Origin of the sequence: Treponema sp. OMZ 855 (assembly GCF_024181145.1) — a bacterium.
In the GTDB taxonomy this organism is placed as follows: Bacteria; Spirochaetota; Spirochaetia; order Treponematales; family Treponemataceae; genus Treponema.
On the sequence record NZ_CP051194.1, the window covers coordinates 884,757 to 907,419 of the forward strand.

At 45.0% G+C, this 22,663-nt stretch carries 21 protein-coding genes and 1 pseudogene; 20 read left to right on the forward strand and 2 right to left on the reverse strand.

Going from position 1 to position 22,663, the window contains the following annotated elements:
• The first annotated feature begins 51 nt into the window (after positions 1 to 51).
• Both E4N65_RS04025 and E4N65_RS04030 read left to right on the forward strand, forming a co-directional pair.
• Positions 52 to 516 (forward strand): chemotaxis protein CheX, encoded by a 465-nt coding sequence (locus E4N65_RS04025; RefSeq protein ID WP_044012935.1) that lies wholly within the window; start codon positions 52 to 54, stop codon positions 514 to 516.
• 12 nt (positions 517 to 528) lie between these two features.
• Positions 529 to 966, forward strand: a complete 438-nt coding sequence (locus E4N65_RS04030; protein ID WP_044012934.1) for a response regulator — start codon at positions 529 to 531, stop codon at positions 964 to 966.
• Positions 967 to 1,062: 96 nt separating this feature from the next.
• Here E4N65_RS04030 and E4N65_RS04035 read toward each other — a convergent pair whose 3' ends face one another.
• Positions 1,063 to 1,743 carry a helix-turn-helix domain-containing protein gene (locus E4N65_RS04035; protein WP_044012931.1) on the reverse strand — a complete coding sequence of 227 codons (681 nt, stop codon included), beginning with the start codon at positions 1,741 to 1,743 and terminating at the stop codon, positions 1,063 to 1,065.
• A 139-nt stretch (positions 1,744 to 1,882) separates the two neighbouring features.
• Here E4N65_RS04035 and E4N65_RS04040 point away from each other — a divergent pair, with 139 nt between their 5' ends.
• From E4N65_RS04040 to E4N65_RS04125, 18 genes and pseudogenes are all read left to right on the forward strand, one after another.
• Positions 1,883 to 2,890 carry a GerMN domain-containing protein gene (locus E4N65_RS04040; RefSeq protein WP_044012929.1) on the forward strand — a complete coding sequence of 336 codons (1,008 nt, stop codon included), beginning with the start codon at positions 1,883 to 1,885 and terminating at the stop codon, positions 2,888 to 2,890.
• 28 nt (positions 2,891 to 2,918) lie between these two features.
• On the forward strand, positions 2,919 to 4,514 hold the full coding sequence (locus E4N65_RS04045) for a spiro-SPASM protein (RefSeq protein WP_081984367.1): 1,596 nt from the start codon (positions 2,919 to 2,921) through the stop codon (positions 4,512 to 4,514).
• Complete coding sequence (locus E4N65_RS04050; RefSeq protein WP_253674164.1) at positions 4,486 to 5,451, forward strand: glycosyltransferase family protein; 966 nt, start codon at positions 4,486 to 4,488, stop codon at positions 5,449 to 5,451. Before E4N65_RS04045 ends, E4N65_RS04050 begins: the two co-directional genes overlap by 29 nt.
• Positions 5,448 to 8,153 carry a cytidylyltransferase domain-containing protein gene (locus tag E4N65_RS04055; protein ID WP_253674166.1) on the forward strand — a complete coding sequence of 902 codons (2,706 nt, stop codon included), beginning with the start codon at positions 5,448 to 5,450 and terminating at the stop codon, positions 8,151 to 8,153. The genes E4N65_RS04050 and E4N65_RS04055 overlap by 4 nt, the downstream gene beginning before the upstream one ends.
• 155 nt (positions 8,154 to 8,308) lie before the next feature.
• Positions 8,309 to 10,150, forward strand: coding sequence for an ATP-grasp domain-containing protein (locus E4N65_RS04060; protein ID WP_044012923.1), 1,842 nt, complete (start codon positions 8,309 to 8,311; stop codon positions 10,148 to 10,150).
• Positions 10,131 to 11,165: an N-acetylmuramoyl-L-alanine amidase gene (locus E4N65_RS04065; protein WP_044012920.1), complete on the forward strand. Its 1,035-nt coding sequence runs from the start codon at positions 10,131 to 10,133 to the stop codon at positions 11,163 to 11,165. The genes E4N65_RS04060 and E4N65_RS04065 overlap by 20 nt, the downstream gene beginning before the upstream one ends.
• A 371-nt stretch (positions 11,166 to 11,536) precedes the next feature.
• Positions 11,537 to 12,019, forward strand: coding sequence for a GerMN domain-containing protein (locus E4N65_RS04070; protein ID WP_044012918.1), 483 nt, complete (start codon positions 11,537 to 11,539; stop codon positions 12,017 to 12,019).
• A 69-nt stretch (positions 12,020 to 12,088) separates the two neighbouring features.
• Positions 12,089 to 13,147, forward strand: a complete 1,059-nt coding sequence (locus tag E4N65_RS04075) for a flagellar filament outer layer protein FlaA (protein WP_044012915.1) — start codon at positions 12,089 to 12,091, stop codon at positions 13,145 to 13,147.
• A 75-nt stretch (positions 13,148 to 13,222) separates the two neighbouring features.
• Positions 13,223 to 14,452 carry a (p)ppGpp synthetase gene (locus tag E4N65_RS04080; RefSeq protein ID WP_044012913.1) on the forward strand — a complete coding sequence of 410 codons (1,230 nt, stop codon included), beginning with the start codon at positions 13,223 to 13,225 and terminating at the stop codon, positions 14,450 to 14,452.
• 48 nt (positions 14,453 to 14,500) lie between these two features.
• Positions 14,501 to 14,773 (forward strand): 30S ribosomal protein S20, encoded by a 273-nt coding sequence (gene rpsT, locus E4N65_RS04085; RefSeq protein ID WP_044012910.1) that lies wholly within the window; start codon positions 14,501 to 14,503, stop codon positions 14,771 to 14,773.
• A 270-nt stretch (positions 14,774 to 15,043) separates the two neighbouring features.
• Positions 15,044 to 15,382 carry an HU family DNA-binding protein gene (locus E4N65_RS04090; protein WP_253674168.1) on the forward strand — a complete coding sequence of 113 codons (339 nt, stop codon included), beginning with the start codon at positions 15,044 to 15,046 and terminating at the stop codon, positions 15,380 to 15,382.
• On the forward strand, positions 15,369 to 17,006 hold the full coding sequence (gene lnt / locus E4N65_RS04095) for an apolipoprotein N-acyltransferase (protein ID WP_044012907.1): 1,638 nt from the start codon (positions 15,369 to 15,371) through the stop codon (positions 17,004 to 17,006). Before E4N65_RS04090 ends, lnt begins: the two co-directional genes overlap by 14 nt.
• Positions 17,003 to 17,410, forward strand: a complete 408-nt coding sequence (locus E4N65_RS04100) for a bactofilin family protein (protein ID WP_016524026.1) — start codon at positions 17,003 to 17,005, stop codon at positions 17,408 to 17,410. The genes lnt and E4N65_RS04100 overlap by 4 nt, the downstream gene beginning before the upstream one ends.
• Complete coding sequence (locus tag E4N65_RS04105; protein WP_235619730.1) at positions 17,410 to 17,970, forward strand: CinA family protein; 561 nt, start codon at positions 17,410 to 17,412, stop codon at positions 17,968 to 17,970. Before E4N65_RS04100 ends, E4N65_RS04105 begins: the two co-directional genes overlap by 1 nt.
• 711 nt (positions 17,971 to 18,681) lie before the next feature.
• Positions 18,682 to 19,947: pseudogene (rho, locus tag E4N65_RS04110) on the forward strand (transcription termination factor Rho); the annotation flags it as partial.
• 73 nt (positions 19,948 to 20,020) lie between these two features.
• The gene (gene rpmE / locus E4N65_RS04115) at positions 20,021 to 20,224 is read left to right on the forward strand and encodes a 50S ribosomal protein L31 (RefSeq protein WP_044012901.1); all 204 of its coding nucleotides are present in this window, start codon (positions 20,021 to 20,023) and stop codon (positions 20,222 to 20,224) included.
• Positions 20,225 to 20,298: 74 nt separating this feature from the next.
• Positions 20,299 to 20,949 carry a PAQR family membrane homeostasis protein TrhA gene (locus tag E4N65_RS04120; RefSeq protein WP_044016844.1) on the forward strand — a complete coding sequence of 217 codons (651 nt, stop codon included), beginning with the start codon at positions 20,299 to 20,301 and terminating at the stop codon, positions 20,947 to 20,949.
• A gap of 76 nt (positions 20,950 to 21,025) precedes the next feature.
• A complete protein-coding gene (locus E4N65_RS04125) occupies positions 21,026 to 21,739 on the forward strand; it encodes a hypothetical protein (RefSeq protein ID WP_253674170.1) in 714 nt (237 codons plus the stop codon).
• Here E4N65_RS04125 and E4N65_RS04130 read toward each other — a convergent pair.
• Positions 21,636 to 22,622 carry a CobW family GTP-binding protein gene (locus E4N65_RS04130; RefSeq protein ID WP_253674172.1) on the reverse strand — a complete coding sequence of 329 codons (987 nt, stop codon included), beginning with the start codon at positions 22,620 to 22,622 and terminating at the stop codon, positions 21,636 to 21,638. The two genes, E4N65_RS04125 and E4N65_RS04130, sit on opposite strands and share 104 nt — an antisense overlap.
• Between the last annotated feature and the right edge of the window lie 41 nt (positions 22,623 to 22,663).

The window sequence follows — 22,663 nt, forward strand, 5'->3', positions numbered from 1 at the left end:
GTACCGTGACGGATGTTATTGTTCGTTTAATTTTTTTAGAAGGAGATTTTGATGCGTGTAGAGTATATCAATCCGTTTAGTGAAGCTGCCTATAACATCTTAGTGCAAGTGCTCGGCGGTGAAGTTAAACGCGGTGACTTGTATTTGAAATCTACTTGTATGCCTGTGATGGGCGTTGCGGCAATTGTAGGTTTGGCCGGTGATGTTGAAGGACGGGTTATTTTTGATATGACACCGGAAACGGCATTGAAGATCGCATCGGCGATGAATCAAGAAGAGTTCACCGAATTTGATGAACTGGGGCGTGCGACGATCACGGAACTTGCGAATCTCATTACCGCACAAGCAGTAACAAAACTGCATGATCTCGGGTTTAAATTCGATTTAACCCCGCCTGCTCTTTTCACCGGTGATAATATGTCAATATCGAGTAGTGATATTGAAGCATTGATTGTACCGATGGAAACGGCGCAAGGTAAAGTTGAAATAAACGTTGCTATTCGCGACAGAGCTTAAGAGGAGTAGGCTATGATTTCTAAACAAGATTTTCCGTCTATTAACGAACGTGCCCCGGGTGGTGTAAGAGCTGATGGTTCAGCTTATAAAGTCCTGGTGGTAGATGATTCTATTTTCGTTTCTAAACAGATCGGTCAGATTTTAACCAGCGAAGGCTACGAAGTTATTGCAACTGCTGCTGACGGTTTTGAAGGTGTTGAAAAATACAAAGAGTTGTGTCCGAATGTTGACCTTGTTACAATGGATATCACGATGCCCAAAATGGACGGTATTACGGCTCTTGAACAGATAATGGCCTTTGATAAAAATGCAAAGGTTGTTATGATCAGCGCACTTGGAAAAGAAGAGTTGGTAAAGAAATCTCTGCTGCTTGGAGCAAAAAACTACATTGTTAAACCGCTCGATCGCAAAAAGGTTCTTGAGCGCATCGCTGCTGTTTTATCGAAATAGTGAAAGTTTGTCATCTTACCGTAGATTGAACTCTTTCTACGGTAAGATATTGTTTTGTAGTTTTTCACGATATAGGGTGACGGTTTACAGTAATTGTCATTTATGGATACAAAATAGCTGGTAGGTGTGATTTTTATAGGAAATAATGTATTCATCGCCGAGTAGACGATTGAGCTTATTTCTAAGCCGGTAGATATGTGTTTGTGCATAGTTTTGACTGTTTTTGACCGTTTTGGCATTTAATAATTCAATAATTTCTTCTACATTTATTCCGTCTTTCTTTTCCAGTAACCTTTTAATCAGTTGTTTTTGTTTCTCTGTAAAATACTTCATGACTCGACTGACACTGCTCGCATTGGCAGAATAAGCCCTGATTGCTTGATGTTCTATTTCAGCTGCCGATTTTTCTTTTTGTTTCTTATACTTTCGAAGTCTCTTTTTAACTTTTTTAATCAGTTCTTTGTCTTTTTCGGTTGTAAATGGAAAGTAGTAATATGATGATAGGTAATGAACGGTAAAATCAAAGCTTGTTTCTGTTTCGGTATAGTCGATCACGGTAAAAGTTAAGCCGAGTTTTTCAAGTAATTCTTCAATGTCGATATTATAGTGCTGAATTCTACTGTGTTCGATAAGTAAAACTTTGAGTGACGGGCTTTTGAACTTAGAGAGAAAATCCTTTAAGCAATAAGCAGCCGCGACTTGTATGTTGGCATCTTCGAGATACCGGTGGAGACTTTTATTTCTTTGCAGATCTTGATCATATAAAAGCACTCTCATACTTTTATTTTCGGTTAAATACCCGTTATACTCAATCGTTTATCGGAAAGTGAGCAAAAACCACCCGAGTTCTTTGAGATGCACTATCTTATTTTCGGCTACTTGCATATAGGCTATAAAGTATCGTATGATATTACCTATGGCAAAACGTACAAAAAGAAAAATATCGCTCGGCTGTCTCTTTTGGATTGTATTTATTTTATTAATCGCGGTACTTTTTTTCTTGAATAAAGATACAATATCTTTTGTTTTAGATAAAACAAACGCGAGAAATATATTCTTAAAAGATAAAACCGAAACATCGCAAGAATCTTCACAAGCACTGCCTAACATTCAATCTAAAGAAGATAGCGGAGATAATGTCCCTGTAAAGGGAGACGGAAGTAAAGAACCTGAACAGGAAACCAACAGCGGATCTGCACAGCCGCATCAAGATACCCATAAGCAACCCGCTGCATCGGAAAAATCCGGAGCTTCAAATGCGCGTAATAATGAGCAAGTAAAGAAACCTCAGCCTGAAAATAATAATCGAGTTAATTCGCAGCAAAACAGCGGACAAACAACTGTACCAAGTCCGGCAACGCCCAAACCGGCTGATGAACGGACTTCGCCGCAGCGCAACAGCACTACAACCGCACAACAGCCGCAATCTATTGCTTCATCAGTCCAGAAACCTCATGCAGCAGCACCGGCAAAACCCGAAACCGATAAAAATCGATCGGCGGCGGTAAGAAAAGCGGTTATATATTGGGTACGGGTAGATGCGGACGGAAAACTCATTCCTAAAAGCGCGACCCGCTTGCTTCCTAAGTCCGATGCGCCGATGAGCGATGCGCTTGAAGCGCTTTTTGCCGCTCCTACTATGGACGAGTTAAAGCAGGGAGTGCGGACGCTTATTCCGCCCGGCACCAAGCTCCGTTCCGCATGGGTCAGAGACGGTGTCGCATTTATCAATGTGAGCGAAGAATTTCAGTTTAACCAATACGGTATCGATGGCGCCTTGGCGCAGCTCTTGCAAGTGGTATTCACGGCAACGGAGTTCTCAACCGTAAAATCGGTACAGTTTCTTATTGAAGGACAAAAGCAAGAGTATCTTGGAGCCGAAGGTGTGTGGATAGGCTCGCCGCTCTCGCGCACTTCTTTCTAGCTTGCAGCAGTTTACCGAAGGAGATTTTATGCCGATATTGGAGAGTATGAAATCTTTTGTTGTGCTGGCTGCGAACGGTATTTCCAATTATGCGCTGCGGCCGCTTACCCAAGGCGGTTGTACCGCTCTTGCTTCCGCATTGGAGCGTACAAGTCATTTCCCCGATTATGCGGGTACTATTATAACTGCAGCAGCCGAGCAATGTGCTGCAATTCAAAAATACTGCGATGATGTGTGTCCTTCCGCCCTGCCGCCGGTGCGGGTGGTTCCGGTTGCAGAGGAGACTGCTGCTGCTTTTTTTAAGGCGCTTATCCCTTTTGCAGCGGAAGCTGATCATGTCTTTATTGCATGGGCTGATGCTCCTTTTTTAGACAGCGCGGGTGCGGCGCAGCTCTATGCTCAGCATTGTACCTATAAGGCGGAATACAGCTTTGCGGATGGATATCCTGAAGGGCTGCTTCCGCAAATCGTTTCGGCAGGTCTGGTACCCATATTAGCAGCGCTGCCTTTTGCAGCTGAGGTACCGCTTAATCGCTCTTTTCTGTTTGATACCGTTAAAAAAGATATAAATTCTTACGACTTGGAAACGATGATTGCGCCCGAAGATATGCGGTACCTGCGGCTCGCTTTTTATACCGACACCAAGGCCTCATGGCTTTTGTGCAGTCATTTTACCGGCATCACTGCGGAGAACTATGCGGCATATATCACCGAGCGGCAAGAGTATCTGCGTTCATTGCCTGCCTACTACGGGATTGAACTCATTGCCTATCACCCTTTGCGTTCCATCTATCGCCCTAAGCTGTTCCCTGAAAAATTTGATGATTCTTGCTGTATGGACTTTGAAGCTGCCGCTCGGCTCATCGATGCGATTGCCGCTTTTTCCGAAAGCGCCGTTATTTCGCTGTCGCTCTATGGGGAGCCGCTCTTGCATCCTCAGTTTGTAACGATTGTGGAGCAGATATTGAACCATCGGCATCTTTCAGTCTTGATAGAAACGAGCGGTGTTGTAGAAAAAACGGCGGCTAATCTTGAGGCTTTTGACCGGCTTGCTCAAGTTTGCAGGGATGTACCGCCAAGAAGTAATGGGCGCTTGCCGATTTACTGGATTGTCGATATCGATGCGGCCGGTTCAAAAACTTATGGCACCGTGCATCAGCTTCCCGATGAGGATGCCGAACGGTGTTTAAAGCAAGCTGCGACGTTTGCCGACCACCTTGCAACAGTGTTCCCAAAGGCTGTGTGGGTACAGATGACACGTATGAACGAAAATGAAGCGGAATTGGAGCCTTTTTACCGCTTATGGGAAAAACGGGAGGCAAAGCCGCTTATTCAAAAATATGACCATCTCTGCGGGACTCTTCCAGACCGCCGCCCTGCCGATATTTCTCCGTTGAAGCGGCATCCCTGCTGGCACCTCAAGCGTGATTTGTCTATTTGTACGGATGGAACCGTTCCGCTCTGTAAAGAAGATGTCAGCCGTTCGGTTGTACTCGGTAATGCCTTTACGATGCCGCTTGAAACGATTTGGGAAAACGGCCGGCGTTTGTACTCCGATCAGATACAATCCTGTTATAAGGGGGTATGTGAACATTGTGACGAATACTATACCTACAACTTTTAACGAACGGAAAGTTTCGCATACCATTATCGGCGGTATGCAGTATCGGGGAAAAGATAAGCCAGAAGACTTTTGCGTTCTTGTGTTAAACCGCGGCAGAAAGTATTATCGGCAGCTCTTTTTTGAGCAGTTGTTAGCTGAAGGATTTACCTCTGTTATTTCGATAGAGTCAAGTGCTGATGTTAGTGACATGGAAAGCCTCACGGGAAAATTTCCGCAAGTACGCTTTTTATTTCCCCAAGAAAAACTCACCGTCGGGGAGATGATTAATCTCGGCTTTGCCGAGACGTCCGCTCCATATGTTATGGTATTATGGAACGATACACGTATTCCACCGGGAAGTTTTACCGAGCGGGTACTTGAAAAGATTAAACAAGAGCATTTATTTTGTGCAGCGCCTGTGTTGGCAAATGTGCGGGGTGAAGCGGTACCAAACCAAATGGTTCCCAGCCTGAATGGAAATCGATTTTCGACTGAACAGCTTTCCTGTATCAAAAATAAGACGGCAACTATTTATCCCTATGATTTTATGGGAATCTATAGTAGAAATAAGTGTATGCAGCTCGGCGGTTTCGATTATACGATTCAGAATCCTTATTGGCAAAATCTCGATTTCGGTTTTCGTGCTCACCTTTGGGGAGAGTCGATACGGATCTTTACTTCGTTCCGGATTCACTATGAGGGCGAGCCTCCTCCTGAGGATATTTCCGTTGATGCCTCGTATCGGCAGTTTTATCTTAAAAACCTTGCACCGGAATTGACGGACGGGGAGGCTGCTATTCCTTGTAAGTTATTCTGGAGCTATCTGCATAACTCAGGTTTAAATCCGCTGCATGCATGGCAGCATTTTTCTGAAGCACGGCGATGGACTCAACTGAATAAAAATCGGTTTATAACCACCGCCCGTACATTAATAGAGCATTGGGAGCCTTTTATATGAGTGTTTATTCAGGTGTTGCCGTTGTTGTACAAGCACGCCTCAATTCTTCACGGCTGCCGCGTAAAGCGCTGTTGAACCTTTGCGGCAAACCTCTTCTTGCCTATACGCTTGAAGCAATGAGGGAGATTCCGGCAGAGCGGTATATCCTTGCTTGCGACCGTGCTTCGGCTGCTGATTTTGCACCGATTGCGGAACAATTCCATTATACTCTCATCAGCGGTTCGGAGACCGATGTACTCGGCCGTTTTTGTTCGGTTATCAGGCAGTTTGAAACTTCGCTCCGTCCCATTACAACGATTATCCGTGCAACGGGCGATAATCCCTTTTTGTTTACCGAAGCCGCCGAAGCTTCCGTTAAGCGGTTTGTGGAACTTGGTGAGCCTGATTATTTTACCTACACAGGTCTTCCGCACGGCAGCGGCGTCGAAATTATAAAGGCAAAGAGCCTTCTTACCGCAGAACGGCTCACCGATGATGCGTATGATCATGAACACGTCGGCCCCGCCTTGTATCGGCATACCGATACTTTTATCTGTGTAAAAGAAACCGCTCCATTGCGGTGGTATGCGCCGCACTTGCGGACAACAGTCGATACGAAGGATGATTTTGAATGTGCGGAATTGATGATGCAATATCTGCAAAGGGAAAAAGCCGTAATACCTCCGTCTGCGTCCGCAGTTATGAAGGCATGCCGATATGCCGGTAGAATTGCCGTGTTTGTTCCGTCGGTACGGGAAGGGCAGGGAACGGGACATCTCCGCCGTGCGTGCAGCTTGATGCAAGAGCTTGCGCCTCAGTTGCGCTCAGTGTTGTATCTCGGTGCAGCATCTGAGCCTTCATTTGTGCAAGCTATCATTAAAAAGATAGGAAATATTGAGACCGTCAATGAAATTCCCGAGCAAACATGTGTCTTTATCCTCGATAATTTTAGGACACAGGCGGAAGAAGTGCGGCAGCTTAAAAAAATTGCACCGGTCGTCGCCTTGGATGAAGGAGGCGAGGGGAGGGCTTTTGTCGACTATCTGATCGATATTCTTCCTGCCTTACCTCATCCCATTGAGTTGTCTGACGTATCGGTGCCGAAGCCTTCGTCGGATTCATCAAGTGCTTCAAATTCTTCGCAACCATCGCGAAATCGTACCGCCGATCACTCCGAACGCATTCCAGATTATTCTGAGTCGGTTGAAGCCTTCAGGGCGAATCTCACCGAAGTCAACTTTATTGCACTGCCGCAAAAGCGGAAGCGGGACGGGGCTTTAAAAAAATACGAAAAAAACGGGAAATACTTTTTTCCCATTGAAAATGCAAAGCTCTTGATTGTCTGCGGCGGCGAAGATGCCGCTCACATGGGGCTTCCGCTTGCTCATATCTTTGCCGAGCTCGGTGCGGAAGTGTCCGTTATTGAGCCCAATGAAAAGAAATATTCGCAGCAAAAGATGAACCTCTATGTCTATCCTTATTTGGAAAATCTGCGGGATAGGCTCTGCGAATGGGATATCGTAGTAACACACTACGGCTTTACCGCCTTTGAAGCGCTCGCCGCAGGTTGTGCGGTTATTCTTGTTTCTCCGACCGATTATCATTATCGGCTGGGACTCAATGCGGGATTTTCAACGATGTCCGCCGGTATGCCGGCCGCTCAGGATATTAAAGCGTTGTTCAAGGCAGGTATCGATATTCCTTCCATCGTTACACCGCAGTCAAGGGAAAAAAGCCTAGCCGAGTTTATCTTGAAGCTTTCTGCAGCAACCGCGCACCGTTGTCCGCTCTGTGATGAACCGTCTTCACTGCCTCCGGAAGGCAGGGCAGAGAATAAGACTGTTTCGCGTTGTCCCGTCTGCGGGATGTACTATCCGTCGTTTATTGCTGCAGAAAAAAAGGACTACAGCGAACAGTATTTTTTTGAAGAATATCAAGCGCAGTACGGAAAAACCTATCTGGAGGACTTTGAATCGATTAAACGGCAGGGGTTACGGCGGATGTCGATCATCAATGCAATCTATGCAAAGGTCTTTAATGGAGGCAAGGAAGAATCGCTGTTTGAAGGCCTTCATCACGGTACAAAGCGGATTCTCGATGTGGGTTGCGCCTATGGTCCCTTCCTTGCAGCTGCAAAGGAGTCCGGGTGGAATCCGGTGGGAACCGATATTTCAGCGGAAGCGGTGCACTATGTTTGCAAGACGCTGCAGCTCCCTGCGTGTCAGGCGCCCTTCCCGGTACTTCCGGCACGGTTTTCTTTTACGGTTGAAAAAACATTCACCGAACAGCATAATCAGCCGCTCAGTATTCCGCTTGAAGCAGGCGGTTTTTCTGCGGTAACGATGTGGTTTGTTATCGAGCATTTTCAGGATTTGAATTCGGTGCTGCAGAAGGTTTCCGATCTTTTGATCGGGGGCGGAATTTTTGCTTTTTCTACGCCTGCACTGTCGGGCGTTACCGGCCGGTGGAACCGCCGCCTCTTTTTTTCGCAGAGTCCGACCGACCATTATACTATTTGGGATAGACGGCAGGCAAAAAAACAACTGGAACGCTACGGTTTTACCGTAAAAAAAATTGTATCCATTGGGCATCATCCGGAGCGTTTTCCCCATGCGGCCAAGATAAAAAAAGGCGGCTTTCGCTGGAATATACTGATGCTGGTTAGTAAGCTCTTTAAGCTTGGGGACAGTATGGAAATTTATGCGGTAAAGATGGGCATGTAAACCAAAGCCGTACAAATAGCACGGCTTTGGTTTACACAAGTTTGCACAAGCGCAAACTTGTATTATTATATGCACGTTCTCACTTCGTTGCGAACGTGCGTAAAAAGTCAATCGAAAGTTGAAACTTTCTTCTTGACTTTTTATGGGAGCGTTTGATGACTAAAAAACGGGTGTTTATGCTCGGCGCAGGTTTTATGCAGGGTGTTGCGATACGTGCAGCCCGCGCACTCGGCTGCACCGTTGTTGCAGCCGACGGAAATCCGTCCGCGGTATGTGCAGCGGAAGCCGACGAGTTCGTATGCATCGATTTAAAAGATACCGCGCGCCTTATCGACTATGCGCGGTATTTACAGCAGAACGGCGGACTCGATGCGGTATTTACCGCCGCGACGGATTTCTCCGCCGCAGTTGCCGCGATTGCTGCTGCCTGCGGCTTGCGCGGGCACACGCTCGAAGCAGCGCTCAATGCGACGGATAAGGTACGGATGAGGGAATGTTTCCGCAAAGCCGGCGTACCGTCTCCCGCTTTTATCGAACTGACCGCCGCCGACCTTGCAGCTCCGGTTGGTGCTGTGGAGAATTCCCGATGCAGTGATGCGGATACAGCCGTGGCTGATGCACTTAAACGGCGGCTCGGAGAGCTCGCAGGGCGTTTTCCGCTGGTAGTTAAGCCCGTCGATAACATGGGCGCCCGCGGTTGCTCGCTGGTTCAGGAGCTTTCCGGATTGCGGGAAGCTGCGGAAACCGCATCGCGGTATTCGCGCAGCGGGCGCGTCATCGTTGAAGAATACATAGAAGGAAGTGAATTTTCGATTGAAGGGCTGGTTTTCGACGGGCGGCTGTACATCACCGCGCTTGCCGACCGGCATATCTTTTTTCCCCCGTATTTTATCGAGATGGGGCATACGATCCCGTCGGAATGCCCGCAAGAAATTGCCGATGAGGTTATATCGGTGTTTGAGCGCGGTGTTCATGCGCTCGGCTTAACCGACGGAGCAGTGAAGGGCGATATTTTGGTGCGGAACGGTAAGGCCTTTGTCGGAGAGATCGCCGCCCGCCTTTCCGGCGGCTATATGTCGGGGTGGACGGTGCCGTACAGCTGCGGCTTGGATATTACGGCGGCAGCGTTGACCCTGGCACTCGGCGGCTCGCCTCGACTGCATACGTGCGGGAAGGATTCTTTTGTTATCCCGCTTAAGCAAAACTGTCAGTTTGTGTCTGCGGAACGAGCCTGGATTTCCATTCCCGGGCAGGTGGCGGCTGTCAGCGGCTTGGAAGCCGCGCGCGCAGCGCCCTTCGTCAAAGATGTGTTTCCCCGAGCGGGTGCGGGCGATACGGTGGTGTTCCCGCAGAACAATGTAGAAAAATGCGGCAATGTGCTGAGCGCTGCGCCGAGCCGCCGGGAAGCGGTGCTGGCAAGCGAGGCAGCCTGCCGTAAAATCGTACTACGGCTTAAACCCCATGTTGCGGAAACCGATGCTTTTTTGGCGGAGCTGCGCTTCCCGGCGGAACAGCAGACCTTTCCACCGAATTTTTTGCAATTTACGGAACCGCTTGCCGGCGCCGAGTCTGCGGCAAAGGTAGCTGCCGAGGTTCTTACCGCGGCTCCTACGGCGGATTGTAAGGGGCAACGCAGCGGAGGTTTTTCAGCAGCCTCAAGCGCTTTTTTTGACCGGTTACTCGCAGATGCCGTTTATGAAGAAAAAGGAGGCTTTGTACTGCCGTACTTTTTAGCGGCAGCGCTTGGTACCGCCCGCGATCTGCAAGGCAGGCCGCTGAGGGAATTGCTGCGTCAAGCGCTTGAGGAGGAACCGGGGTTGGCTTCCTTACTGGGCGTCTCCGGTTCGCCGGAAAGGAGCGCAGTGAGTGCTGTGTCTCCGGCGGAAAGCGATGTCCCCTCCTCGGTAGATGTGCAGCGAAAGAACGAATATTGGAAGGCGCTTATCCGCGGCGGACTGCAAGGATTACTCTATCGGTATGACTGTGAAAAGGCATAACAGCACTCTTTTTATTGCCGGTATTTTCCTCTTTTTATTGGGTATTGTCCCCGCTTTCGCTGCGGAGAAAACCGTTTCCGCACTTGACGCGGCAAAGTCACTTGGCGCCGACCTGTCATGGAATCCGCTGTCACAGGAAATTACGTTTACGGTCGGAGACCATACGGCACAGTGCCGGGTTGGTATGCCGCTTGTGTTTTTTGACTACCATGAAACGATAATCACTCAAGCTCCTCTGATGGGAACAAATGCTCAGCCTCAGCTTTCCGCAGCGCTTTTTACGCAGCTGGAAGATTTTTTTAAGCAGTTTGATACCGGTTCGTTTTTCCGTGTCGGTGCAATTCTTATCGATCCCGGTCATGGAGGAAAAGATCCCGGTACCATCGGTTCTTACGTTGAAAACGGTAAAACTATCCCTGTCTACGAGAAAAATATTGCGTTAACCGTTTCGCTTTCTCTCTATGATATGTTATGCAAAACCTATCCCGATAAAAAAATCTTGCTGACTCGTTCCGATGATACATATCCCAGTTTGGAGGAGCGGGTCGAAATGGCGAATAAAGTTTCCCTCAAGAAGAATGAAGCCATCCTCTATATTTCGATACATGCAAATGCATCTCCGTTTAACAAGGCTCCTTATGGTTTTGAGATCTGGTATTTGCCTACCGATTATCGGCGCGATGTAATCGATAAAAATGCAACATCAAAAGAGATTGCTCATATTTTAAATATAATGCTTGAAGAAGAATTTTCTACCGAAAGTATTTTGATCGCCAAGAATATTTCCGACGGACTGGAGGCTCAAATCGGTAAAGAGAGTAAAAACCGCGGTTTAAAAGAAAAGGAATGGTTTGTCGTGCGGAATGCAAAGATGCCGAGCGTACTCATCGAGCTGGGCTTTGTGACCAATCCCGAAGAAGCAAAACGCCTCAACACTCCTTCCTACTTGCAAAGATGCGCACAAGGAATATATAATGGCCTCACTGCATTTATCTCTCGCTTCGAGGGGCAATAGGTAAAATCGGGTAACCGGACGAGAAATATTTGAGCGGTTACCTTCCTTTTGCACGAAATTTTTTCGAAAATTTCGTGCGGTTTATTGTTAAAAGAAGGGTAATTGCATCAGATAACTAGATAAAAATCGCAGAATAATGGACTGTTTTTGAAAATCTTTCCGTAAGCCTTTTAAAAATAGGCGGAGCAGATGCTAGGAGCCTAGCCGAAATAAAACGGAGACGTATCTGGTATACGGCGAGTATTTATTTCGGCGTAGCGACAACGCAGATGCCCTCATGTTTTTAAAAGGAACGGTTGAACAGCCTTAATTATTCTGCGGGGATTCTCAAAAAATATCTGATGCGATTGCCCTGATAGGTAAGGTATGAGATGAGTTTTTTTACAAAACCGAGGATGGTATGCTGGCTGCTGCTCAGTGTAATCGCCGGAGTGTTGTTTTTATCGTATATGACAAGTCCTAAACAAACGCGTACTTTGTTGTATTTTCCGCAAAATGATGGCGGTACCGGTATTGAAGAACGGTATTTACCGCCGTTGTCAGAGCCGGAGTTTGCAGTGTCTCTCGTAAATGAGTTGCTGCTCGGTCCTGCCGATCACCGTTTTTTACGTTTTGCCGATCCCGAACTACTACCCCGCAGCTGTTTTGTGCGTGATAAGGCATTATATGTTGATTTTCCTGCTCAAGTCTTAACGCCGAATGTTAAAACGCCCGACTTTTATACCGTTTATACTTTGTTCCGGAAAAACATTGCGGTAAACTGTAAAAATATCACTACCGTTTATTTTTATATCGATGGTATGCCGATCTATGTAAAAAATTCCCATATTTCAACCGATAATAAAAAGAGTTGACAAGAATAGGTATCTTTCGTATACTTATTTTCAACAGGGCATTCTTAACAATGGAAAAGGAGCTTTTGAATGAAAAGAACAAGCATACTTGTAGCAATTGCACTTCTCTTTATCGGTGCATTTGCGGTTGCTGAAGAAGCAATTTTGGTTGACTTTGCGTTATTGAACGCAGATATCCTTGCGGATAAGAACGGTGCTATGACTCAGAACCGCAGAACGGTTATGGATTATGCTACCGTCGCAGGTTCTACCTACACCGATGAGCAGAAGGCTCTGATGAGAACATCTTTGGCTATCGGTCAGTGGGAAGTAGTTTTGAACTCATCTTCCCGCAATCCGACTTCGGTTGCCGTTTCTCATGCTACTGAAGCAAAAGTCAGTGATGAAGCAAAAAACTTTGCAGGTCAAACCTTAATGGGTGTACGCATTGAGTTCCCGCTGTGGGCGCATAATGCAAGTGCAACAATTGAACCGACTTTTGATATACCGATGTATGAACCGCTTGCGCAGGTTGATGATCAAGGCAATCTTCAGGAGCCGACTGATGAAGAAAAAGCTTCAGGAAAAGGACGCTTTGAAGACGGATACGGTGTTGTTCGTAATACCGGCGTTATTAAGTCCATTGCAGTTAATACTTATGGTATGAACTTCCCGCATGGGCTTTATGTACTCATCCGTAATGAAAAGAACGAAGTAAAGCGTTATTTCATGGGATATTTGTTGTTTGACGGTTGGAAAGAGCTTGTGTGGAATAACCCTGCTTATTTGACCGATGTACGCAGCCGTGAAACTCGTATCTATCCTGCTTATCCTACATCACTTCCTTATAGCACCTTTGTAGGTTTCTTGGTTACCCGTGATGCAGCACATGAAGGTGGAGCATTTGTAGGTTACTTCAAAGATGTCAAGCTTATCTATGATAAGGCTGTGTTGAACACTGTACGCGATTTTGCTGATGAAGACATCTGGGGTATTCAGACAAAACTGAGCAATGAGCGTATGCAGCGTGAAGTTGCCCGTTTCGGTCAGACCCAAGTTCTCCGCTTCTTAGAGCAGGAGAAGATGGCAACCGAAGCAGGATTTACTCCTTCTGAAGGTTCTGCTGCAGCTGGAAATACAAATAACTAGCTCATTAAGCTAATGAACTAATAGGCGGTATCTATAATAATAAGTACCGCCTATTTTTTTGTTCTAAATTTGGTTATGTCATTTAATACCGTGTGGATACCCGATAAAAATCAATTAAAAAAACACTACAATGAGTACCACCCCCATTTTACCGTCTTATTAAAACGGCTTGAGGATCATTTAAGATCAATCGTTAAAGTATCTGCATTACCTGCCTATAAAACAAGGGTCAAGAGCTTTGACAGTTATTATGAAAAATTATTAAAATTCCCGCCTACTGATCCGGGAATCCGGTTTCCGCTTGTAACCGATTTAATCGGTATTCGAATTGTATGTCCTTTTTTACAGAATCTCAGCGAAGTGGAAAATATTCTCGTAAAGAATTTTACTGTTCGAGAGGTGGAACGGAAGGGAGCTGGCCGTACTTTTTGTGAATTCGGCTATGAGTCTACTCATGTTTTAGCGGATATCCCCGAAAGCTTTAAAGTGGGACTACTACTGCCGGAAAATTTAATTTTTGAAGTCCAGATTAGAACAATTTTACAAGATGCATGGGCAGAAGTTGAACATGAGCTTATTTATAAATTTGAATTTTCCCCCTTTGATTTTCCTCTTAAGCGGAAGTTTGCTTCTATTAATGCAAGTCTCAGCCTCGCAGATATACTCTTTCAAGAAATTCGAGATGCTCAAAACAGCTTGAATACGGAACTGGATAGGCGACGTGAACAGTTTTATCTGCGTGCCGATGAATTTACAAATGGATTGCTCGGTGATCATTCGGAAGCCGAAGAAAAATCCGATATGAACTCCGCGAATACTTCCGCTTTGGAAACAATTGATAGTATGATTTTTCATGCTATCAAAGCACATAACTGCGGAGATTTTCCAACGGCGGAAGCATTATATACGAAAATCTTAAATCAAAAACCGAATACATTGGTAGCATCCATTGTCTATAAGCATCGCGGTATGGCTTTTTTTGCTCAAGGTGCATATGACAGTGCATATAAGGATTTTTGTGCCAGTCTGGATGAAAATCCTCAGAATTTCCGCTCATATTATTATGCAGGTATCGTATTGATGATGATGGATAAAAATTCAGAGGCAATAACGATGTTTACAAAATCTCTTGAAATAAACGGATATCAAGCGCATGTATATTTTAGGCGTTCACTGGCTTATTTTCAAGAAAATCAACTTATCTTGGCCTTGCATGATCTTGATAATGCTGCCTCACTTGGGCTCCCTGTAGAAGAAGAAAAGAAATTACGAGCAGCTATTGCAAAAAAGATTGATATGGTTTAATATCATTATTCTGTATTGTATGCTAATAATTTTATTGGAGGTTTTTAAATGGCAAATAATGCATCTGCTATAAAACGTCATAAACAGAGTGAAGTACGCCGTATCCATAATAAATCGGTGAAGTCGGCAGCACGTACATGTGCTAAAAAATATACACTTGCTGTTGTTGAAAAAAATGCCGAATCTGCTATGACGTTATTAAAAGAACTTGCGCATCAGCTTGATAGCGCTGCTCGGAAGGGAATTATTACAAAAAATGCTGCTGCACGAAAAAAGTCTCGTATGCAAAAGTTGTATAATGTAACTTTTTCACAAAAATAGCGTATTTATCTTTTTACATTTTCATTATCCCTTATCCTTTTTTGGTTTTATCGTTAGAATGACGGAAAGTGTTGCTATATGTGTTTCTATTTGCCGGTACTTAGTGATGGAATGCAATGAGGATAACGGGTAATATAATATAAATGACATCTCCTTACGCTTCTACCTTTTAAAACAGCAGCCGGTTTTTGTTATAGCCGGTTATTTATATTGCTGTCTTACCAAGGTTGCTTTTAAGAAAAATTTTGTATGTCGTCTGGAAGGTTAAAGATGAGTAAACATAAACAGGTAAGTAAACAAACAAAAACAGGCATTGTCGATGCAATTTATAAAAAAACAGATCATATGTTGAAGGATATTCATTCTATCAGTGATTTGTTCTTTTCGGAAATGTTTGACGCTCTGCAGCGAGGTGAAACAATAGAAATTCGTGGTTTCGGTACATTCTCGGTACAATTCCGTAAGGGGCGAAAGGGAATGCGGAATCCCAAAACGGGAGCATTGGTTGACACTACAGATCACTCGGTAGTTGTATTTCGGCCGGGAAAGATATTGAGCGCAGCTGTGCGTCCGCTTGTAGGGAAGCAGGTTTCGAATGCAAAGGAGTAGAAGTCTTGCCTATTGGGGGGTTAATGCAGCCCTGCTTGTAAGTTCTTCTGCGCTTTTTGCTTTTTCGCAGCCCGGTTTTTTGATCTCAACAGGGTTGCCATTCCTCGCCTATATTATTTTTATACCTCTTTTTATTTTAGTTCGTAGAATTTCGCTCCCTTCTTCTTTTTTGTGGGGCGGAATTTACGGCGTTCTTAATTATTGTATTTTTAGTTATTGGCTGTGGGGATTTCACCCTCTTGCAATGTATATTGTTGCACTGGAATACTTTTTTTACTATATGTTAACGGTGCCCCTGCTTAAATTAGCCGATATCTGTTTTCCTCGATACGGTTTTATCGTACAATGGCTGATTTGGATTGGATACGAGTATGTTAAGACACTTGGATTCCTCGGTTTCTCGTATGGTTTGGTAGGCTATTCGCAGTGGCAGTTTATACCGCTCATTCAGATTGCATCGGTTTTTGGTGTGTGGGGCGTTTCCGCATTGGTTTGTTTTCCTTCCGCATGGATTGCTGCCGGTATAAAACCGTATTGTACAGAGTCGTTGCGGAATTGGCTGCGCGGTTTCCGTGTATTTGCCTATCAAGAACGTATTCCTGCTTTGATTTGGTGCCTCTGTGTTATTGCCGCATTGATTTACGGTGTGTCTATTCAACAAGATTATAAAGATTTACCGACTGCCCGTATTGCCCTTATTCAGCCAAACTCGGATCCGTGGGTAGGAGGAGTCGAATCATACAAAAGAGATTTTAAAACGCTGAAAAAGCTGTCGGATCAAGCGATTACCGATAATCCGGATCTTGCACTGGTCGTATGGCCGGAAACTGCTTTTATTCCCCGTATCGATTGGCACTATCGGTATCGCGAGGATCGAAATACCTTTGAACTTGTACATGAGCTTTTAGCCTATCTTGATACGCGTCCGGTGCCGTTTTTAATTGGAAACGATGACGCTGTAAAGACGGTAACCGATGCAGGGGTAGAAGATCGATTTGACTATAATGCTGCTCTGCTGTTTCGCCCTCAAGAGAACGTGTTGCCTCCACAGCCCGATCGATATCAAAAGATGCATTTGGTGCCCTTTACCGAGCATTTCCCATATAAAAAAACTTTTCCCGCTATTTATGAGGCATTGGTTGCAAACGATACCCATTTTTGGGAAAAAGGAACCGATCCAACGGTTTTTTCGGTGAACGGATTGGACTTTTCTGTGCCGATTTGCTTCGAAGATACGTTCGGCTATATTACGAGACGTTTTGCGCGTCATGGAGCAAAGTTATTTGTCAATATGTCGAATGATGCATGGGCGAAGAGTGTTGCCTGCCAATATCAGCATTTAAGTATGAGTGTATTTCGGGCTGTAGAAACTCGTCTGCCGATGGTGAGGGCAACAGCATCAGGGCAAACGGCGGCAATTGACCCGCACGGACATATTACTGCGATGATGCAGCCGTTTATTGAAGGATATCTGTGTGTTGATGTTCCCGCGTTTACAACAAACTCGAATACATGGTATGTGCTTTGGGGAGATATTTTGGGGCTTGCAGCAGCAATAGCCGCTGTTTGCCTCTTGATTATCGGTTCAGTACGGACTATACTCAATTCTAGGAAAACTGCATGAAAAAAATCGATAAAGAAAAAAAACTAACCGTTTTAGGGAAAGAGACGGTATTCGACGGTTTTTTGAAATTTACTGAAGATCTGCATATTCAAGGTACTTTTTCGGGCGCTATAGATGCGCAAGGTTTCTTATTGATAGAAAAAGGTGCAGTTTGTAAAACTCAGTATATTAGAGCTGCTTCGATTGTTATTGAAGGTACCGTGTACGGCTCTTTAACAGCTGCCGATAAGATAGAGATGAAGGCCGGTAGTATTGTGCATGGAGATGTCCATGCTGCCCGTATTAAGATTGCAGATAATGTATCCTTTGAGGGTGCCGTGCACATGATACGGGACAATGCGGGAATTGATGCCAATCTCTTTTCAATGCATCCCGAACAACTCAAGCAAAAGCTGCGCGGCTAATGTTTTTGCAGATTCATCATATATTTGACGAACTAAAACGTAGAAATCTTTTTCTTGCAACGGCCGAATCATTAACAGGCGGCTTGATCGCAAAATACATTACGGATATACCGGGAGCTTCCGCTGTTTTCTGGGGCGGATGGGTTACCTATTCGGTAGAGGCAAAACAGCATATATTAAATGTTCCCGCTGAAGTTTTGGAAGGCTTTGGCGTAGTGAGCATTGAAACTGCTGCCGCGATGGCTCGGGGGGCATTAACCATCGCTTCGGATTCTTCAGGCAGACATGGATATGCCCTTGCAGTAACGGGACTTGCAGGGCCGGCCGGAGGAACCCCACAGCTGCCTGTCGGTACGGTATGCATTGCCTGTGCGGGGAATGAACATACTTCTTCCGTATATTCTGAAAAGTATCTGTTTAGCGGTACGCGCGATGCTATCCGTGAACAGACGTATACTGCTGCAATGCAAATGTTGTTACAGCAGCTGAATGGGATACATCACAATCAATCGAGTTATGATAATCCCCTTGACAAGATAAAAAATAAAAAGGTAGAATAAAGGAGTTGCCGGTTAATCCAATGTGTAGAGTAATCGGTGGTAACTTTGGCATTTCTTATTTCACAATGGGTATTTATTACAACGGTATCTATTATTGTAAGTGAGTCTTATTGTGAGATAAACGGAAGCACTCATTCCGCGATGGATGCAGTTATTCCAAACAGAAGTAAAAAATGTCGGTAGTATAGAATGTGCCGTTAGCAATGTACAAGATCGTGTGGTCTTGATAAAAGCTTCTGTCTTGAAACACAGTGTTTCCTAAAACAACTTATCAAAGCTAATCTTTCTTAGAGAATACTCCGTATCTTCTTGATATTTTTTAACTAAAATTTACTATGGAGAAATTTTATGACAATCTTAAAAGTACGCCGTTCGCCTTTTACTGCTGACGGAGCCGCTCCGGATTTTTCAGGACAGCCTGAGTTGAATCTGGAGCAACAAGAGGCCGCGGGTACCGTGTCCCCTGAAACCGAACGGTCTATGCATCAAACAGACAGTGATGCTGAACATCCTATTGTATCCGATGAGCAGCCTGAAAAAAAATTAGTAGTACGGTCGCGTATGCGCAGAAAACCATCCGGTGACGGAACTGCGCCTGAGGCAGAGAAGAAACCACGTCGCCAATCTTCTATGCGAAGAACCTATAATCGAACACAAGATGCTGCTGTAGATGGAAATAGCAGTTCCGAAGACAACGAAAATAAACTGAAACTGGTTATTAACGATTTGACGCGTATGGGGATGCATGCCCTGCGTGATTTAGCGGCGCAGTACGGTATACCGCATGAAGATATGGTTGCGATGAAAAAACAGGAAATTATCTTTTTTATCTTGAAAAACCATACGGAAAACGGCGGAATTATTTTTGCCTCCGGCGCTTTGGAAATTCTGCCGGACGGATACGGCTTTTTGCGTTCGCCGCAGAATAGTTATCTGTCCGGATCAGACGATATTTATATTTCGCCGAGTCAGATACGGTTGTTTAATCTTAAAACAGGAGATACCGTATACGGACAAATTCGTTCACCCAAAGAAGGGGAGCGCTTTTTTGCGCTGCTGCGGGTTGAATCGGTAAACTTTGAGGATGTATCCATTGCTCAAAGCCGTATTCCCTTCGATAACCTTACCCCTCTGTATCCCCGTCAAAAACTCAATCTGGAAACAACAAGCGAACTTTACTCAACCCGTATTATGGATTTGTTCTGTCCGATCGGAAAGGGGCAGCGTTCTTTGATTGTTGCGCCTCCTCGTACCGGTAAGACAATATTGATGCAGCAAATTGCAAATGCCATAACGCAAAATCATCCCGAAGTATATCTGATTGTTTTGTTGATTGATGAGCGGCCTGAAGAAGTTACCGACATGGAGCGGACAGTACGCGGCGAGGTTATCTCGTCAACCTTTGATGAACAGGCGACAAGGCACGTTCAGGTTGCAGAAATGGTATTGGAAAAGGCAAAGCGGTTGGTTGAACATAAAAAGGATGTAGTGATTTTACTTGATTCCATCACACGTCTTGCCCGTGCATATAACCAAACGGTGCCGACTTCCGGTAAGGTGCTGTCCGGCGGTGTTGACTCGAATGCATTGCATAAGCCCAAACGGTTTTTCGGCGCTGCCCGTAACATTGAAGAAGGCGGTAGTCTGACTATTATCGCGACTGCGTTGATAGAAACCGGCAGTCGTATGGATGAGGTTATCTTTGAAGAATTCAAAGGAACGGGTAATATGGAAATCAATTTGGATCGCAGGTTATCCGACCGCCGTATATTCCCTGCAATCAATATCAAGAAGTCGGGAACCCGTAAAGAAGAACTTTTGATTGATGAGGCAGATTTGCAGCGGATTTGGCTGCTGCGGAAGGTTATCAATCCGATGGATGACCTTGAAATTATGGACTTACTCCTTGACAAAATGAAGAAAAGTAAGAATAATGAAGTGTTCTTGAAATTGATGAATTCCGGAACTATGCAATAATATGGTCTCGGCTGATTGAGACTGAAGCGGTATAGTAATGCTCCTTTCGGGGCAGTGTGTAAGAGGTATTATAATGAAAAAAGATATTCATCCTAACTACGTAGAAACAACGATTACGTGCGCATGTGGAAATGTTATTCAGACCCGGTCTACTGAAAAAGATATTAAAGTTGAAATTTGCTCTGCGTGCCATCCTTTCTTTACCGGCAAACAGAAGTTGGTAGACACTGCCGGACGTATCGACCGCTTTAAGAAGCGCTATAGCATTAAAGACTAAAAGTCCGTTATTCTATAGGAATAAAACACTAAAACGGATGAGTTTTAGTGTTTTGTTTTTTTATGGGAGATATGATGGCACAAGTAATTACGAAGCGGTATACAACAGGAGAGGAAATTGTCAATGCTATAACCCATGGTATTGGGACTTTGCTTTCGATTGCAGGGTTAGTGCTTCTTATTATTCGTGCCGTTCGTTATGCGCCTGACGAATATAGAGCGCGGTGTATTGTTGGGTTTACGATATTCGGTGCATCGTTAATCATTTTATATTTGTTTTCAACGCTCTATCATGCTTTACCGCTGGGTGCAAAAAAAGTATTCGGCATATTCGATCACTGTTCAATTTATATTCTTATCGCCGGAACCTATACGGCCTATTGTCTCACAGCATTGCGGGGAGCAGTCGGTTGGTCTATCTTTGGTGTCATTTGGGGCTTAGCGGTAGTCGGTATTGTGCTCTATGCTATATTCGGAAGCAGGGTGCGCGTATTATCGGTTGTTACCTATATCCCCATGGGGTGGCTGATTATATTTGCCGCAAGGCCGTTGAAAGAACAGCTCCCTTTGTTAAGCTTCCGTTTTTTAATTTTAGGCGGTGTGCTCTATACCATCGGTTGCGTTTTTTATGCAATGAAAAAAATAAAATGGATGCACGGTGTGTGGCACCTCTTTGTACTCTCCGGAAGTATCATGCACTTCTTTTCTATCTATTACAGCATATAGCGTCTGATGTGGTGTAAGAGTAACCTCTTAAAATACTTCTAGTGTGGTTGCTTTGAGATTGAGAGAATTTGTTATTATGAAAATACTATTTCGTACATTATGTTGTCTTGCTGCCGTTTGCATTACAGCGGCCTGTTCTTCTTCTGCCCATATCGTTATACGGGATAATGCGGATTGCCGCTTCACTGCGGAATTTATACCGAGCAGCTTGTTAGAAAAGAATATTACGCATTTGCTGAAACAAAAAGTCGAGCAAACCGGCGAACAATCGGTTTTCAATACTCAAGAGTTGAAAGAAGCGCTCACAAAATCGGGGATAGCGGTTAAAGAAGTTACCGCAAGAGGGGTAATGGGATTACGTCTCGTGTGCATGGTGCCGCGAAATCATGATTTGCTCAAAGACGTTATTAATTATAATATGAAAGAGCGGAAAGTTGCGGTAACACTTTCACCGAAAAATATCGCATTGTTTTTAGAGATGCTGCCGCAGGAAAGCCGTGATTTTATTGATATGCTGATGGCTCCGCTGTTTACCGGCGATGCAATACCGCCTGCGGAATACGAAGAGCTGATTGGTGCTGCTTATGGAAAAAAGATTGCAGCCGAACTCCGTAACGCTGAATTCGTCTTAACCGTCGATGTTCCGTATAAGGTGCAGACGGCACACATTACTCCCGTCGGAACGGTTACCGTACAGACGATGACGGGAAATACTTCCCGCGCTTCGATACGTATTCCGCTTCCGGATTTGCTGTGTACGGTCGGTACAATAGAGGTGCAGCTGCAGTAAACGCTTTGTGCAACCGTGTCCAGTCGAGATTTTGTCCGATTATCACGGCTTTTGATTCAGGCATCGGGTCGCAAACAGTAACGGTGTACTGTCTATCGACAATATCGAATTTTGTCCATTGTCCGCCGATACGAGTAAAACCTTTTGCACGGTAGACTGTGCCAAAGTATCCGCGCAATAGGGCAATCAGCAGCTCCAGAAGCTCGTTAACGGTATCAACGGTAATGCCGGCAATACTGATATTTTCCAAATCAAGCGCGTGGTCTTTTTCAGGGAGTACTATTGTACGCTGTTTATTCAGCGGAGTTTGCAGCAGCCGACGCCACCATTCCTCAGGTTGATTTTGATACGGGGTATTGAGGATTTCCGCATCAGGATTCACCGTGTGGAGTATCGCGGTAATACGGTTTAACTCTTCGGCAGAAGTATTTTCTATTTTAGAAAGAAGGATACGCGGCGTATTTTTCAGCTGATCGGCATATATGCCGCCGAACTCTTTTAGATAATGTTCTACGCAGTGTACGTCCGCGACGGTAACCGGTTCAAGGAGCTGTATGCGGTCATATTCGATTTTACCGATATTGTTCAGCACCGCGCTGAGTAAACCTACGCCGGTAGGCTCCACGATGAGATATTCGGGAGCCAACGTATTTGCAATTGTCAATATGGAGGAAGCAAAATCGGATTTGAGCGAACAGCAGATGCAGCCTTCGGTCAACTCCCACACCTTTAATCGGTCTCGCTTCAAAAGGGTTCCGTCGATACCTGCTTCGCCGTATTCGTTTTCCATAACGGCAAAGTCTATGCCTGTTTTTTGGGAAAGCATTTGAATAAAGGTTGTTTTACCGGCTCCTAAAAAGCCTGAAATCACAAAAATCTTCATAACAGAAAAATATTCACAGCATCAACAACCCCGACGCAAGC